A 13,512-nucleotide genomic window follows, 5' to 3' on the forward strand; every position below is an offset into this window, starting at 1 on the left:
CCCTGTCTTCATGCACGGCGGGCGACAAGATCGCCCGACCGAGTTTCCTCAGTCGAACCCGTGTCCACCGTGATCGATACAACAACGGCTTCTCAGACCTAGCCAGATCGTAGGTCAGGCGGATCTTCCTGACCGTATCCGTGCTCTCGACCAGCACACCGCTGTGCGGTCCCTCGATGTATGCCACGTCAGGGCTTCCATCGGCAAACGACAGCAGGGTCAACGAGCCTTCAAGGGCTGCATGTGCGCCACTCGCGTACGGGAGCGCCTGGACAAGCACTACTCTTGAGCGGATCAGGTGTGCCAAGTGGCGCAGTTGACGAGCCATCACGGCAGGTCCGCCAACAGGACGGCGCAGCGCGGCTTCGTCGATCAGCCACCACAACACCGGCCTTGTTGGACCCGCCATCAGGTCCATGCGCGACAACCGTGCTGCGACTTTGCTCTCGATGTCGGCATCCGACGCCAGCGGCAACGCCGACTGGAACACCTCCCACATGTACTCCTCGGTCTGCCCGAGACCCGGGATCAGTAGCGCGAAGTACCCGAAGATCTCCGACGCCTTCGGCTCCAGCCCGGCGTACGTTTTGAAGTAGTCCGGGAACGGCCCTCGCACGACGTGCGGCCACAAGCGGCTGAACAGGCCGCCCGTTTCGAGCGCCCCATCGAGCCGCTCCGCGAACTCCAAGGTCGGCGATCGCCGCGCAGTCTCCACCTGGCCGACCAACGACCCTGTGTAGCCAAGCACTTCACCCAGGGCTTCCTGGCTCAGCTTCGCCGAGATGCGGACCCGTCGAAGCTCGGTCCCGAACAGGGCCGCTATCGATGACGCCGGGTCAAGTTCTCGCGGGCTCGGCAAAGTCCCTCGTCTCACAGATCGGCTGTTGAACTCCAAGCCCTACCGATCGTAGCGCCCCATACCGAAGCTGTAACCGTCGCCGATCCCCGGATGCATCGGCGGGGCGCCTGCGCCGCCCGCAATGCCGCAAGACGTCCCGACGCCGCCTGTTCATTCTTCAAGTCCGTTGAAAGCGAGGGAAGTTCTATGAATTCCATCCGTAAAATCGCGGTCGTCACCGGCGGCCGGTCCGAGGAACGGGACCGCTCGCTCCTCTCGGGAAAGGCCGTGCACGAGGCCCTGGCCCGGATGGGAATCGCGCACACCGTTCTTGATGCCTCCGCCCCGGAGTTCGTCGAGAACGTGAAGGGCGCCGACTTGGCGTTCATGGCCATCGCCGGCCAGTACTCCGAGGACGGCAAGCTCCAAGGACTCCTCGACAGCCTCGGCACCCCCTACACCGGGTCCGGGGTGCTGGCATCCGCGCTCGGCATGCACAAGCCGACCGCGAAGCAGCTCGTCCACGCCGCCGGCGTCCCCGTGCTCCCCCACCTCATCGCCCAGAGCGGCGACGACCCCCGCCTGGTGGCCGACCAGGTTGCCCAGTGCCTCGGGTTCCCCGTCATCGTCAAGCCCGCCTCCGAGGGCGGGTCGATCGGAATGACGATCATCCGTGAGACCGGCGCGCTCGCGGCCGCCATCGGCGACGGACGCGAATGGCTGATCGAGCCGTTCGTCACCGGCACCGCCGTGACCTGCGGCATCATCACCCGCGACGGCAGGACCGAGGCGCTGCCGCCCCTGGAGACCCTGCCGACCGACGCCGAGTTCTACGACTACCGGGCCAAGCGCAACCCCGACGGCCACCGCTACCGGTGCCCCGCCGAGCTGCCGCCGTCCACGATCAAGGCCATCCAGGACGCCGCGGTGAAAGCCCATGATGCGCTGTCCTGCCACGGGTACTCCAGCTCGGACTTCATGGTCACGGCGACCGGCGAACTCCACTGGCTGGAGATCAACACGCTGCCCGGCCTGTCCCCGCAGGGCAATCTCGCCACCATGGCCAACGCCGCCGGGTACAGCTACGACCAGCTCATCGGCATGATCATCGCCTCCGCCCACCGCGACGGGTACCGGCCGTGAAGCCCGCCGAGCTGCCCGTCGTCGCGGCCGACGTCCACGACGCGCGGCGCCGGCTGCGCGGCATCGCCGCCGTCACCTCCGCCCTCAACCACCACGCCATCGACAGCCGGGCCGGCCGCCGGGTCGCGGTCAAGGTCGAAGCCCTCCAACTGACCGGCTCGTTCAAGTTCCGCGGCGCCTACAACGCCGTCGCCGCACTGTCGCCGGACGTCCGGCGGCGCGGCGTGATCGGGGCGTCCTCCGGCAACCACGCGCAGGCCCTGGCCCTCGCCGGGCAACTCCTCGAAGCCCCCGTCACGGTCGTCGTCCCCCACGACGCCCCGCCCGGGAAGATCGAGGGGGCGAGGTCCCTCGGCGCGGCCATCGTCCACTACGACCGCGACCGCGACGACCGCGACGAGATCACCGCCGACCTGGCCGCCGAACTCGGCCGCACGATCGTCCCCTCGGCGAACTCCCGCGACATCATGGCCGGAGCCGGCACCGCCACCCTCGAAATGCTCACCCAGGCCCCGGGGCTGAAGACCATCCTCGTGCCGGTCGGCGGTGGCGGCCTCGCCGCCGGCACCGCCGTCGCCGCGAAGCACATCGACCCCACGATCAAGGTCATCGGGGTCGAACCCGCCACCGCCGCCGACACCGCGATGTCCCTGCGGGCGGGTGCCATCGCCGAACTCTCCACCGTTCCCGGCACCATCGCCGACGGACTCCGCCACACCGCCCCGGCCCCGCTGCCGTGGGCCGTCAACCGGGTGATGCTCGACGGCATCGTGACGGTGACGGACGATCAGATCCGTCGGGCCATGGCCACGGCGTTCGAGTACCTGAAGGTGGTCGTCGAACCTTCCGGGGCCGTGGCCCTCGCTGCCCTGACCGTTCTCGACCCGGGCACCCACCCGGTCGGCGTGCTCATCACCGGCGGCTCCGTGGGCATAGGTTCCTTCCACCGGCTCACCAGCACCCCGGAGGAACCCACCCGTGTCTGACCGCCCGCAGGCCCGCCACGCCGTCCCCACCGTCACCCAGTACGCCAGCCCCGACCTGATCGGCGCTGTCGCCTACCACGACCGGCCGAAGGCCGACGATCCGAACTGGGCGGTCTCCGGAGCACCCGACCGGGAGAGCTACGCGTACTGGGCCGGGCGGTGGTGCGGCATGGCGTGCCTGCGGATGGCCCTGCTCGCCCGGGACGGTCACGCACCCACCCTCTGGGAGCTGCTGCACGGAGCCCTCAAGTGGGACGCCTACCAGCAACAGGCAGACGGGAGCGTCGCGGGCCTGTTCTACCGGCAGTTCACCGAGTACGCCGCCGACGCCTTCGCCCTTCCCGCCCGGGTCGTCACCGACCTGACCCCGACCCGCCTCGCCGCCGAGACCACGGCCGGGCATCTCGTCATCGCCTCCGTGCACAAGGAAATCCGCCGCCCCGACCGGCCGGCACCGGGACGAGGCGGCCACCTCGTCCTCGTCATCGGGCACGACAACGACCACGTCACCTTCAACAACCCCTCGGGCCACACCCCCGACACTGTCGCCGCACGCCTCCCCAGCAGCGACTTCGACCGCTACGCCGCCCACCGGGGCATCGTCCTCGACCTCACAGGAGCACCATGACCGCCACCACCGATCGCCGCACGATCGCCGGGCTGGCGGCGACGGACATCGACCGGCCTCGGTTCGTAGAGAGGGCGGCGCTCCGGCCGGTGATCGGCCGGTTGTTCCGCGGAGCCCCGGGGCCCGGCGGGTGCGGCTGCCGGGCCCCGGGGTGGTGCGGGGTGGGTCAGGGGGCGTAGAGCTGGAGTTCGGAGAGTTGTCCGGCGGGCCAGCCGGTGTTGCCGGTGATGGTGAGGCGGAGGTAGCGGGTGGGGGTGGCGGGGAGGGTGACGGTGGCGGTGTTGCCGGTGGCGGGGTCGAAGGTGTAGTTCGCGGAGCCGGTGAGGGTGGTGAAGGTGGTGCCGTCGGTGGAGCCCTGGGCGGTGAGGGTCTGGGTGCGGGTGGCCCAGGCGCTGCTCGGGGGGAGTTTGAGGACGGCCCTGGCCAGGGTGGTGGGGCAGCCGAGGTCGATCTGGATCCACTGTGGGAAGGCGTTGTTGGCGCTCTCCCAGTACGAGTTGGCGTCACCGTCGACCGCGTTGCCCGGAGCGTAGTTCTGGCTGGTGCCGGAGGCGGTCGTCGGCTTGCCCTGGGCGAGGTTGCCGCTGCTCGGGCAGGCCGGGCCGGTCGAGGCGGACGGCGACGGCGACGGGGAGGAGGTGGTGGTGCCGCCGAACAGTTGGAGTTCGGAGAGTTGTCCGGCGGGCCAGCCGGTGTTGCCGGTGATGGTGAGGCGGAGGTAGCGGGTGGGGGTGGCGGGGAGGGTGACGGTGGCGGTGTTGCCGGTGGCCGGGTCGAAGGTGTAACCCGTCGAGCCGGTCAGGGTGGTGAAGGTGGTGCCGTCGGTGGAGCCCTGGGCGGTGAGGGTCTGGGTGCGGGGGGCCCAGGCGCTGGCCGGGGGGAGTTTGAGGACAGCCTTGGAGAGGGCAGTGGGGCAGCCGAGGTCGATCTGGATCCACTGCGGGAAGGCGTTGTTGGTGCTCTCCCAGTACGTGTTGGCGTCACCGTCGACCGCGTTGCCCGGGCCGTAGTTCTGGCTGGTGCCGGAGGCGGTGGCGGGGCGGCCCTGCGCCAGGTTCCCGCTGCCGCTCGGGCAGGCCGGGCCGGTCGAGCCGGAGGGCGAGGGGGACGGGGAGGGCGAGGGCGAACCCGGGGCGGACGGGGACGGGGACGGCGAGGAGGTCGAACCGCCGTTCGCCGGAACGCCGTTGTACGTCCAGACCGGGGCCGGCCACTGGCCGGTGCAGGTCGAGCCGGTCAGGCCGGAATTGCCGCCGCCGTCGGTGAGTTGGAAGCCGGTGCCCACGCAGTTGTGGATCGGGGTCGCGGCCTGCGCGATGTTCTTCGCCCGGACGTTGGTCAGCTTCAGCTGTGCGTTGGCCTGCGCCTGGAACGCGTAGGTGCCCGCGCCGTCGATGTTCACGTTGGTCAGGTTGACGCCGGTGACGCCGCCCTCGATGGTCTGGATCGCCTCGTAGGAGCTGTCCAGGATGTCGGTGTCGGTGACGTTGATGGTCGCGCCGCTGATCGGCTCGTTCAGGCCGTCGAACCAGAGCGCCCCGACCCCGAACTGCCAGTTGTAGTCGCTGTTCCCGGTCCGGATCAGGGTGTTGCGGGCCGCGGTGATCGTCCCGGCGACGGCGGTTCCGTTGCCGGAGCTGACGCCGGGGTAGCGGTTGGCGATGTGCAGGCCGCCGCCGTTGGTGACGGTGTCCGCCATCACGTTGTCCGCGATGGTGAAGTCCTTGCCGCCGTACGTGACGATGTTGTTGGCGAGGATCGGCAGTACCACCGTGTTGTGGGTGAAGCTGTCGTTGACGTTGGCCACCCGCTCCGGCCAGGACGCCAGGCCGTCGTCGCCGGTGTTGCGCAGGAAGGTGTTGGTGACGGCCGAATTGGTCACGCCGGTGTGGAAGTTGACCCCGTCGGCGGTCTGGTCCAGGATCCGGCTGTTCTTGATGGTGAAGTGGTCCATCGGACCGTCCATCCAGGCGCCGACCTTGGTGTGCTGGATCCACAGGTCGTCCACCGTGGAGTTGGACATCGCGCCGCCCAGGCCGTTCACCTGGTCGTCGTCGACCCGCTCGCGGACGTCGCCGATGATCGCGAAGTCCTTCAGCGTGACGTTCTGGCTCGGACCGCCGGCCTCCTGCGGCCGGATCGCGCCGCCGTAGCCGCCGCCCGAGACGTACTTGCCGTAGACGCCCGCCGCCCGGTTCCGGTTGACCGGGTCACGGCCGCCCAGCACGCTGTACCAGGGACCCGCCCCGGCCAGCGTCACCCGGTCGACCACCACGTGGTCGTACAGGGTGAAGGTGCCCGGCGGGATGTAGACCGTCCGGCCTTGCGCCGCACCGGAGTTGACGGCGGCCTGGAACTTCGCGGTGGAGTCGGTGGCGCCGGTGGGGTCGGCGCCGAAGTCCGCCACCACGTCGATTGCGCCCGCGGGCTTGGCGATCGGCGCGGCGACGTTCTCGAAGTCCGCCAGGTCGACGGTGAAGCTGGGGGACTGCGCGGTGGACGACACCTGGAGGCGGACCTTCGTCCCGGCCGGGTAGCTGGCGCCCAGCAAAGTCCGGGTCTCGTCGAAGAAGTGGTGCGGGTTGGAGTCGCCCGGGTTGTTGTTGAACGGGTAACCGCCGTAGTACCAGCTGTACTTGGACGTCACGTCGACGCTCTTCAGCTTCTGCCCGCCGACCAGCAGGTCCAGCGAGGCGTCCCGTCCCTTGCCGTCGGGGGAGTCCGGCAGGCTGTAGCGGAAGTCGATCGCGTTGGCCGGCGCGGTGAGCGTGAACTCCACGTACTGGCCGACCGCGTCGAGCGTCACCGCCTGCCGTCCGGACGCCTCCGAGACCAGGTGGCCGTACAGCCGGTCCGGGCCGACCACGGTGCCGTTGGTGGCCGCGTACTCGGCCTCCTGCTCGACGAACGGGACGCTCGCGCCCCGATTGGGCACGCTCAGCGGGGAGAGCGTGGGAACGGCCGCGGCGTGCGCCGGCCCGGCGCCGACGAACGCCACCGCCAACAGACCTGCTGCGCCCGTGGCGAGAGCCGCCAACGAGGCGACGGCCCGCCTGGCGCGGGTGGGGGGATTCTGCATGGGGGACCGTGCTTCCTGCAGGGGGGAGGGCCCGGGTGGTGGCCGGGCGTGCCGAGCGTAGGCGCGGCCCGGCAGGAAGTCCACGGGTGCATGCAAAAAACATACAGATTGACGCAAGATCAGTTGCAAGGCGGCGAGGGAAGGTGACTGGCGGTGGTCGCGTCCGCACGGGCGGACAGGTCAGGGGGTGCCCTCCTCGGTGTCCGCCAGCACCGCGAGCAGCCGGGACCGGCACTCCGCGGCGAACGCCGGATCGCGCTCCCGGTAGTACGACAGACCCGCCACCCCCACCGCGATCGCCCAGGCCCGGGCCCGCAGCCAGGACTCCTCCCCGGCCCCGGCCGCCGCCCAGTACGCCCGCCGGGCCGGGGCGGGCAGGTCCCAGACCGGGGCGTGCTCGGCGTCCGGGAAGCCGATCGACAGGCCGCCGAAGTCGATCACCGCGTGCAGGGCGCCGTCCCGGACCAGCAGGTTGCTCGGCTTCAGGTCACCGTGCAGCCACACCCGCGGACCGGTCGGCGCGGGCAGCCGCAGCGCCTCCCGCCACCAGCCGTGCAGCCGCGCCAGATCCAGGTCCGGGTCGGTGCCCGCTCCCGCGGCCCGGACGGCCGCGAAGTCGCGCCGCACCCAGCCGTCGCAGGGCGCCAACTCGCCGCCCCGGTACCAGGACAGGCCCGCCCGCTCCTCCTCGGCGGGCAGCGGCAGCGCGTGCAGGGCGCGCACCGCCGCCGCCAGCTCGGCGCCGAACGCGGCCCAGTCGTCCACCGACCCGGGCCCCGGCGTCCCGCCCTCGATCCACCGGTACACCGACCAGGCCAGCGGGAACGCCTCGTCCGGCGCGCCCTCGTGCACCGGCTCCGGCACCGCGAACGGCAGCGCCGGGCCGAGCCGGGGCAGCCAGGTCTGCTCCTTGCGGACCGCCGCCGCGTTCTCCGCCGTGCGCGGCAGCCGCAGCAGCAGCTCCGACCCCAGCCGGAACATCCGGTTGTCGGTGCCCGATCCGGCCGGGGCGAGCGGCAGTTCGGCCCACTCCGGCCGCTGGGCGCGCAGCAGGCGGCGCAAGGTCGCCTCGTCGACCGGGACTTCGTTCTCGTGCAGCGTCGTCATCCCGCGATCATCCGGCGCCCGGACGCCGGACGCGAACGATTTGCCCACCGCCGCACGGGGGTTCAGCGGCGGCCGGCCGCCTCGTCGCTCAACTGCATGACCACCAGGTCGATCTGGCCGTGCCCGTCCTGCCAGCCGATCACCGCGCGGCAGCCCTCCTCGACCAGCACCGCACCGGGCGGCTCCGCGTCGAAGTCCGGCATCAGGCCCTCGTCGCCGTCCGTGCAGAAGTAGGCCAGGTGCTCGCGGAGTTCGGGGTGCCCGATGCCCTCCAGTGCCTCCGCCCACTCCTCGTCCGGCTCCACCTCGAAGGACAGCAGGTCGGCCGGGCGGCGGCCGGTCGCGGTCGCCGTGCACAGCGCGTCCAGCAGGGTGCCGTCGGAGCGCAGGCACGGGAAGTACAGCTGCCAGCTGTCCAGGACCGCCGGGTCGCCCAGGTCCACCCCGAACTGCTCGACCAGCGGCGCCAGTTCGGCACCCCGGATCAGGCCGTCCCGGAAGCAGGCCGCGTCGACGGCCGCCACGAACCCGGCGGGCAGCGCGGCCCGGGCCGCGGTCGCCCCCGCCCAGAACTCGAAGATCGACCGGCTCGCGTCGAACACCGGCGACTTCGGGTCCGCGTCGAACACGTACGCCTCCCACACCAGCGGCTCCGCCCCGCTCAGCACGGCCGGCCGCATCCAGGCCGGGTCCCGGTGCAAGCCCAGCTCCCGCAGGTAGTTGCCGTTGACACTGGCCGCATACACCGCGCCCTGGTCGTACCCGTCGAGCGGACGGCCGAGCAGGGCGCCGAACGCCTCGGCGAGCTCGCGGTCCCAGTCCGGATCGGGGGCCGACTCGGCTGCGCAGGGGGCCCAATGGTCCTGGGGCCCGAAGGAGTTGTGAACCATGGCCCGCACTGTAGTGGCCGCCCCTGTCGCTCCGGCGGCCCCGGCTGCTCTGCCGACCCGGGTAGTCGGATGGTTGGGCGGAGGGGCAGCCAGGCGGCCCGAGCAGGTCGGGAAGGTCGGGTGGGGTCGGCGGCCCGGGAGAGGTGGAGGGCTCTGGCGGCTCGGCGAGGCCGTGGGCGGGTAGGGCAGGTCAGGTGGGTCGGGAGGGCTGCACAGCACGGGAGGGTCGGGCAGGTGGGGGAGCACGGTGGGTCGGTGGTTCGGGAAGGGCCGAGGGCTCCGGCGGCTCAGGCGGGTTCGTCGGCTCGGGCGGGGCCGGCGAAGCAGCGCAGTGTCACCGGTCCGTCCGGCCAGTCCTCCCGGGCCGTTCCCGTGTCGGTCCAGCCGGCGCGCCGGTACAGGGCGACGGCCGCCCGGTCGCCGTCCCGGACGCACAGCACCGGGTGCAGCCCCCGTTCGTGGGCCGCCGCGCCGGCCGCTGCCAGCAGTCGCGCGCCCAGGCCCAGGCCGCGTGCGGTCGGGGCCACGAACAGCCGGCCGACCTCGGCGGTCTCCGCCGCGTCCCGTCCGGTCCGGGCGGCCCAGCGGGCGGCGGCGGTGTCCCGGGCCGTTCCGGGGGTGAGGGCCGCGTGTCCGACGATCTCGCCGTCGAGGACCGCGACCAGGGCCGCGCACTGCCCCGCCGTCGCCAGCCAGGCCGCCGGGTCGGCGGGCCAGTTGCGGGGGTAGCCGTCGGCCTTGTGCACGGCGCGCAGCACCGCCGCGCAGCGGGGCAGGTCACCCGCTTCGCGCGGGCGCAGGACGGCGGTGGCCCGGGGTTCGCTCATCCCGGCAGCCAATCACACCCGGTGCGGCCGTACTCCCGCGGCCGGGCGGCCCGGCGGCGAGCGCTGGTGGGCGCTGGCGGGCGGCTGGCGGGCACTCCGGACGGGGTTCAGGCCGGCGGGGCCTCGTCGAGCGGGAGCAGGCCGCGTTCGGCGAAGACCTCCTTGGCGGCGAAGGTGGCGTTCAGGGCGCGGGGGAAGCCGCAGTAGCCGGTCGAGTGGAGCAGTGCCTCGACGATCTGCTGCGGGGTCAGGCCGACGTTCAGGGCGGTGTGCACGTGGACCCGCAGCTGCGGTTCGCAGCCGCCGAGCGCGGTGAGCATGCCGAGGGTCACCAACTGCCGGTCGCGCGGGGAGAGTTCCGGCCGCGAGTAGATCTCCCCGAAGCCCCAGGCGACCACCTGGTGGGCCAGTTCGGGCGAGACGTCGGCGAGCGAGGCAATCACCTGCTCGCCCACGTCGCCGTTGACCCGGTCGAGCACCTCCTTGCCGTGCTCGAACCGCTGCCGCCGGGTGGTGGCCGGGTCCGCGGTGGGGTCTGCGGTGGGGGCCGCCGTGGCGTCGGTGCTGTCGGGGCCGCTGGTCATGGTGGGCTCTCCTCGGGTGCGGTGGCGCGCTGCGGGAACACCGGAAACGTACGGGTTGGAGTGTGCTCCAGCGCAAACCGGGCCCGCCCCCCCGGGTGAGGGCGGCGGGCCCGGCAGGGTGACGGGGCGTCAGGGCCTGAGGACGAGCCGGATCGGGTCGCCCTGCTTGGTGTGCAGGCGCTCGACGGCCTCGGCGGCCCGCTCCAGCGGCAGTACCTCGGTGATGGAGCGGGAGAAGTCGAGGCGGCCGCCGGCGGCGAGGGCGAGCAACTGCGGGACGGCGCTCTCCTCGGAGCCGTAGTGGCCGAGGACCTGCTGCTGCAGGTAGGAGAAGCGAATGCTGTCGCGGACCGTCAGCGGCTGGTCGGTCAGGCCGACCAGGATCAGGCGGCCGTGCGCGCCGAGCACCTTGAGCGCCTGCTCGCGGACGGCCGGCACCCCGGCGAAGTCGAAGGCGGCGGCCAGGCCCGCGCCGCCGGTGGCCGCCCCGATCCGGGCGGCCAGTTCGGGGTCGGCGGAGTCCAGGGCGAGGTCGGCGCCGAAGGCGAGGGCGCGCTCGCGGGCGGCGGGGGAAGGGTCGACGGCGACGATCGGGTTGGCGCCGATCGCCCGCAGCAGTTGCACGCCGTGCGCGCCGAGGCCGCCGATGCCCCAGACGCCGACCGGTTCGGCCGGGCGGACCCGGCCGGTGGTGGTGACGGCGCCCCACGGGGTGGAGACCGCGTCCGGGACGATCGCGCCCTGCTCGAACGGGATCGCGTCGGGCAGCCGGACCAGCGTGTCGGTGCGGGCCAGCGCGTACTCGGCCCAGCCGCCGTCGTAGTCCACGCCGCGGGTCCAGACCGTCCCGTCGCGCCGCTCGCCGGCCTGCAGCACCACCCGGTCGCCGGGCCGCCAACTCCCCGCCTCCGGGCCCGCCTCGGCGACGGTGCCCGCGACCTCGTGCCCGAGCGTGACGCTCTCGCCCGGCAGGTACAGCGGCGTCAGGGTGCCGTCGATCAGGTGCACGTCGGACAGGCAGACCCCGGCCGCCTCGACCTTCACCAGCACCTGGCCGGGGCCGGGCACCGGACGCTCCACCTCCGCCACGCTCAGCGTGCGGGTGGGCAGGTGCAGGCGGACGGCGCGCATCACGGCCATGGTCGATCCTCTCCGGCCGTCGGCGGACCGTCGGCGGCCTCGTTGCCCTCACGAGGGCCCGCCCCGGGGTGCTCGGACCCCGGTCGGGCTATCGCAAGCTGACTTGCGTTGTCGAGCCTACGTCGCGCCCGAGGGCAACGCAAGGTTGCCTGCGTTACCCTGCTGCGAAGGCCCTCCACCCCAGGACGGGGCGCGGCGGGCAGGGACGGGAAGAGCACGACCGACGGGGAGACGGGGAGACGGGATGAAGACAGGGGACGGCATCTGTCCGGAGCCGACCATCGGCGCAAAGGTGACCCCGCTGCGGCGGCGCGGCGCCGCGATGCGGCGGGCCGTGCTCGACGCCGCCGTGCGCCTGCTCGCCGAGGGCGGGCTGGAGGCCGCCACCGTGGCGGCCGTCGCCGCGGCCGCCGGCGTGCACGAGACCTCCGTCTACCGGAACTGGGGCACCCGCGAGGAACTGCTGCGCGAAGCCCTCGCCGACTACGCCGACCAGGCCGTGCCGCTGCCCGACACCGGCAGCCTGCGCGAGGACCTGCGCCAACTCCTCACCGCCCTCGCCGCGTTCCTCGCCACCCCCGAGGGCCCCGCGCTGCTCCGGCTGAGCATCGCCCCGCCGAACGCCGACACCCGCCACAACCGCGACGCCTACTGGGCCGACCGGCTGGCCCGCGCCGAACAGCTCCTGCACCGGGCTGTCGGACGCGGCGAGATCCGCCCCGGCGCCGACCTCCGCGCCGCCGTCGAGGCCCTGATGAGTCCGCTGTTCGCCCGCCACCTGCTGCTCGGCGAACCCGTCACCCCCGCCTACGTCGACGCCCTGGTCGACCTGGCCGTCCGCGGCCTCGCCCCCGGACCCGCGACCGCCCCGGCGCACCCGCCCCGCTCCGGCGCCCGCTCCGGTGGCTGACGCACCGTCGGGGGAACGGGTCGGAAGAACGGGGGAGATTCGGTGCGGGACGGCCCTGCCCTGGTCGCGCGCCGTGCGGTGACCGTGTGCCGGCCACGCCGTGCGCCGACCGCGGGCCCGGGCGCCGTAGGCTGAGGGACCGTCAGGCGGGTTTCACGGTGCGGGAGGACGGGCGAGGGCATGGCGGAGCGCGGCGGGCCGGTGCGGCTGGTGGTCACGGGCGGCGGGACGGGCGGACACACGTACCCGGCGCTGACGGCGGTGCGGGCGCTGCAGGAGCGGCTGGCCGGGCAGGGGCGGACGGTGGAGGTGCTGTGGGTGGGCACCGCGGCCGGGCTGGAGGCCAGGGTCACCCCGGCCGAGGGCATCCGGTTCGCGCCCGTCGCCACCGGCAAGCTCCGGCGCTCCTCGAACCCGCTGAAGCTGCTCTCCCCGGTGAACCTCAAGGACATGGCCCGGGTGCCGCTCGGCGCCGTCCAGGCCCGCCGGCTGATCGCGGAGTTCCGCCCCGACGCGGTGCTGGCCACCGGCGGGTACGTCGCGGTGCCGGTCGGCCTCGCCGCCCGCTCGCTCCGGGTGCCGCTGGTGGTGCACGAGCAGACGGTGCGGCTCGGCCTGGCCAACAAGGTGCTGGCCCGGGCCGCCACCCGGGTCGCGGTCTCCTCCCCGTCCACCCTGCCGCTGCTCCCCGGCGCCGCCCGCCGCACCGCCGCGGTCACGGGCAACCCCGTCCGGCCCGCGGTGCTCGCCGGGCAGGCCGAGAAGGCCGTTTCGGCACTGGGCCTGTACGGGTTCGACCGGGCGCTGCCGACCGTCTACGTCACCGGCGGCGCGCAGGGCTCGGTGCAGATCAACACCCTGGTCACCGGCATCCTGCCGTGGCTGCTGGAGCGCGCCAACGTGGTCCACCAGTGCGGCCCCGCCAACGAGGAGGCCGTGCGCGCGGCGGCCGCCGCACTGCCGCCCGGGCCGGCCGCCCGCTACCTGCCGACGGGCTACCTGGGCGCCGAACTGCCCGACGTGCTGGCCCTCGCCGACGTGGTGGTCAGCCGCAGCGGCGCCGGGACCCTGGCCGAACTCACCGCGCTCGGCAAGGCCGCCGTCTTCGTCCCGCTGGCCTCCGCGGCCGGCAACGAGCAGGCCCACAACGCGACCCACCTCCAGCAGTCCGGTGCCGCCACCGCCCTGCTCGGCGAGGTCGCCCCCGACCACCTGCGGGCGGCGCTGGCACCCCTGCTGGAGGACCCGGAGCGGCGCGCGGCGATGGCGGCCCGCTCGCGCGAGCACGGACGCCCGGACGCGGCACAGCAGTTGGTGGACGTGCTGCTGTCGGTGGTCGAGCAGCGGTGAGCGCCGCCGGGACGGCACCGAGGGACGGCG

12 protein-coding genes are annotated in these 13,512 nt (G+C 73.3%); 5 read left to right on the forward strand and 7 right to left on the reverse strand.

Features of this window, described 5'->3' with window-relative positions; all coding sequences use genetic code 11:
* Positions 1-895, reverse strand: an 895-nt coding sequence (locus ACIOHG_RS18685; RefSeq protein WP_400951708.1) for a Scr1 family TA system antitoxin-like transcriptional regulator, incomplete at its 3' end; no start/stop codon positions are given.
* A 150-nt stretch (positions 896-1,045) separates the two neighbouring features.
* On the opposite strand from ACIOHG_RS18685, the gene ACIOHG_RS18690 reads away from it, so the two are divergent.
* From ACIOHG_RS18690 to ACIOHG_RS18700, 3 genes are read left to right on the forward strand one after another with little or no spacing between them, the layout of a single operon-like run.
* On the forward strand, positions 1,046-1,981 hold the full coding sequence (locus tag ACIOHG_RS18690) for a D-alanine--D-alanine ligase (protein ID WP_400951711.1): 936 nt from the start codon (positions 1,046-1,048) through the stop codon (positions 1,979-1,981).
* Positions 1,978-2,967, forward strand: coding sequence for a threonine/serine dehydratase (locus ACIOHG_RS18695; RefSeq protein WP_400951713.1), 990 nt, complete (start codon positions 1,978-1,980; stop codon positions 2,965-2,967). Before ACIOHG_RS18690 ends, ACIOHG_RS18695 begins: the two co-directional genes overlap by 4 nt.
* Positions 2,960-3,595, forward strand: coding sequence for a C39 family peptidase (locus ACIOHG_RS18700; RefSeq protein ID WP_400951715.1), 636 nt, complete (start codon positions 2,960-2,962; stop codon positions 3,593-3,595). The genes ACIOHG_RS18695 and ACIOHG_RS18700 overlap by 8 nt, the downstream gene beginning before the upstream one ends.
* A 166-nt stretch (positions 3,596-3,761) precedes the next feature.
* Here the strand turns inward: ACIOHG_RS18700 and ACIOHG_RS18705 are convergent, their stop codons facing one another.
* The 6 genes from ACIOHG_RS18705 to ACIOHG_RS18730 all read right to left on the reverse strand — a co-directional run bounded on the left by ACIOHG_RS18705 (position 3,762) and on the right by ACIOHG_RS18730 (position 11,222).
* A complete protein-coding gene (locus tag ACIOHG_RS18705) occupies positions 3,762-6,674 on the reverse strand; it encodes a discoidin domain-containing protein (protein ID WP_400951717.1) in 2,913 nt (970 codons plus the stop codon).
* A gap of 180 nt (positions 6,675-6,854) precedes the next feature.
* A complete protein-coding gene (locus ACIOHG_RS18710) occupies positions 6,855-7,781 on the reverse strand; it encodes an aminoglycoside phosphotransferase family protein (protein WP_400951720.1) in 927 nt (308 codons plus the stop codon).
* Positions 7,782-7,843: 62 nt separating this feature from the next.
* Complete coding sequence (locus ACIOHG_RS18715; RefSeq protein WP_400951722.1) at positions 7,844-8,671, reverse strand: hypothetical protein; 828 nt, start codon at positions 8,669-8,671, stop codon at positions 7,844-7,846.
* 287 nt (positions 8,672-8,958) lie between these two features.
* Positions 8,959-9,498 carry a GNAT family N-acetyltransferase gene (locus ACIOHG_RS18720; protein ID WP_400951725.1) on the reverse strand — a complete coding sequence of 180 codons (540 nt, stop codon included), beginning with the start codon at positions 9,496-9,498 and terminating at the stop codon, positions 8,959-8,961.
* A 107-nt stretch (positions 9,499-9,605) separates the two neighbouring features.
* Positions 9,606-10,082 carry a carboxymuconolactone decarboxylase family protein gene (locus tag ACIOHG_RS18725; RefSeq protein WP_400951728.1) on the reverse strand — a complete coding sequence of 159 codons (477 nt, stop codon included), beginning with the start codon at positions 10,080-10,082 and terminating at the stop codon, positions 9,606-9,608.
* A 129-nt stretch (positions 10,083-10,211) separates the two neighbouring features.
* Entirely contained in the window at positions 10,212-11,222 is a 1,011-nt protein-coding gene (locus ACIOHG_RS18730) for a zinc-binding dehydrogenase (RefSeq protein WP_400951730.1), read from the reverse strand.
* A 322-nt stretch (positions 11,223-11,544) separates the two neighbouring features.
* On the opposite strand from ACIOHG_RS18730, the gene ACIOHG_RS18735 reads away from it, so the two are divergent.
* The gene (locus ACIOHG_RS18735; RefSeq protein ID WP_400952192.1) at positions 11,545-12,132 is read left to right on the forward strand and encodes a TetR-like C-terminal domain-containing protein; all 588 of its coding nucleotides are present in this window, start codon (positions 11,545-11,547) and stop codon (positions 12,130-12,132) included.
* A 180-nt stretch (positions 12,133-12,312) separates the two neighbouring features.
* A complete protein-coding gene (locus ACIOHG_RS18740) occupies positions 12,313-13,482 on the forward strand; it encodes a UDP-N-acetylglucosamine--N-acetylmuramyl-(pentapeptide) pyrophosphoryl-undecaprenol N-acetylglucosamine transferase (RefSeq protein WP_400951733.1) in 1,170 nt (389 codons plus the stop codon).
* Positions 13,483-13,512: the final 30 nt, after the last annotated feature.

Source organism: Kitasatospora sp. NPDC088134 (assembly GCF_044741705.1).
Lineage (GTDB): Bacteria > Actinomycetota > Actinomycetes > Streptomycetales > Streptomycetaceae > Kitasatospora.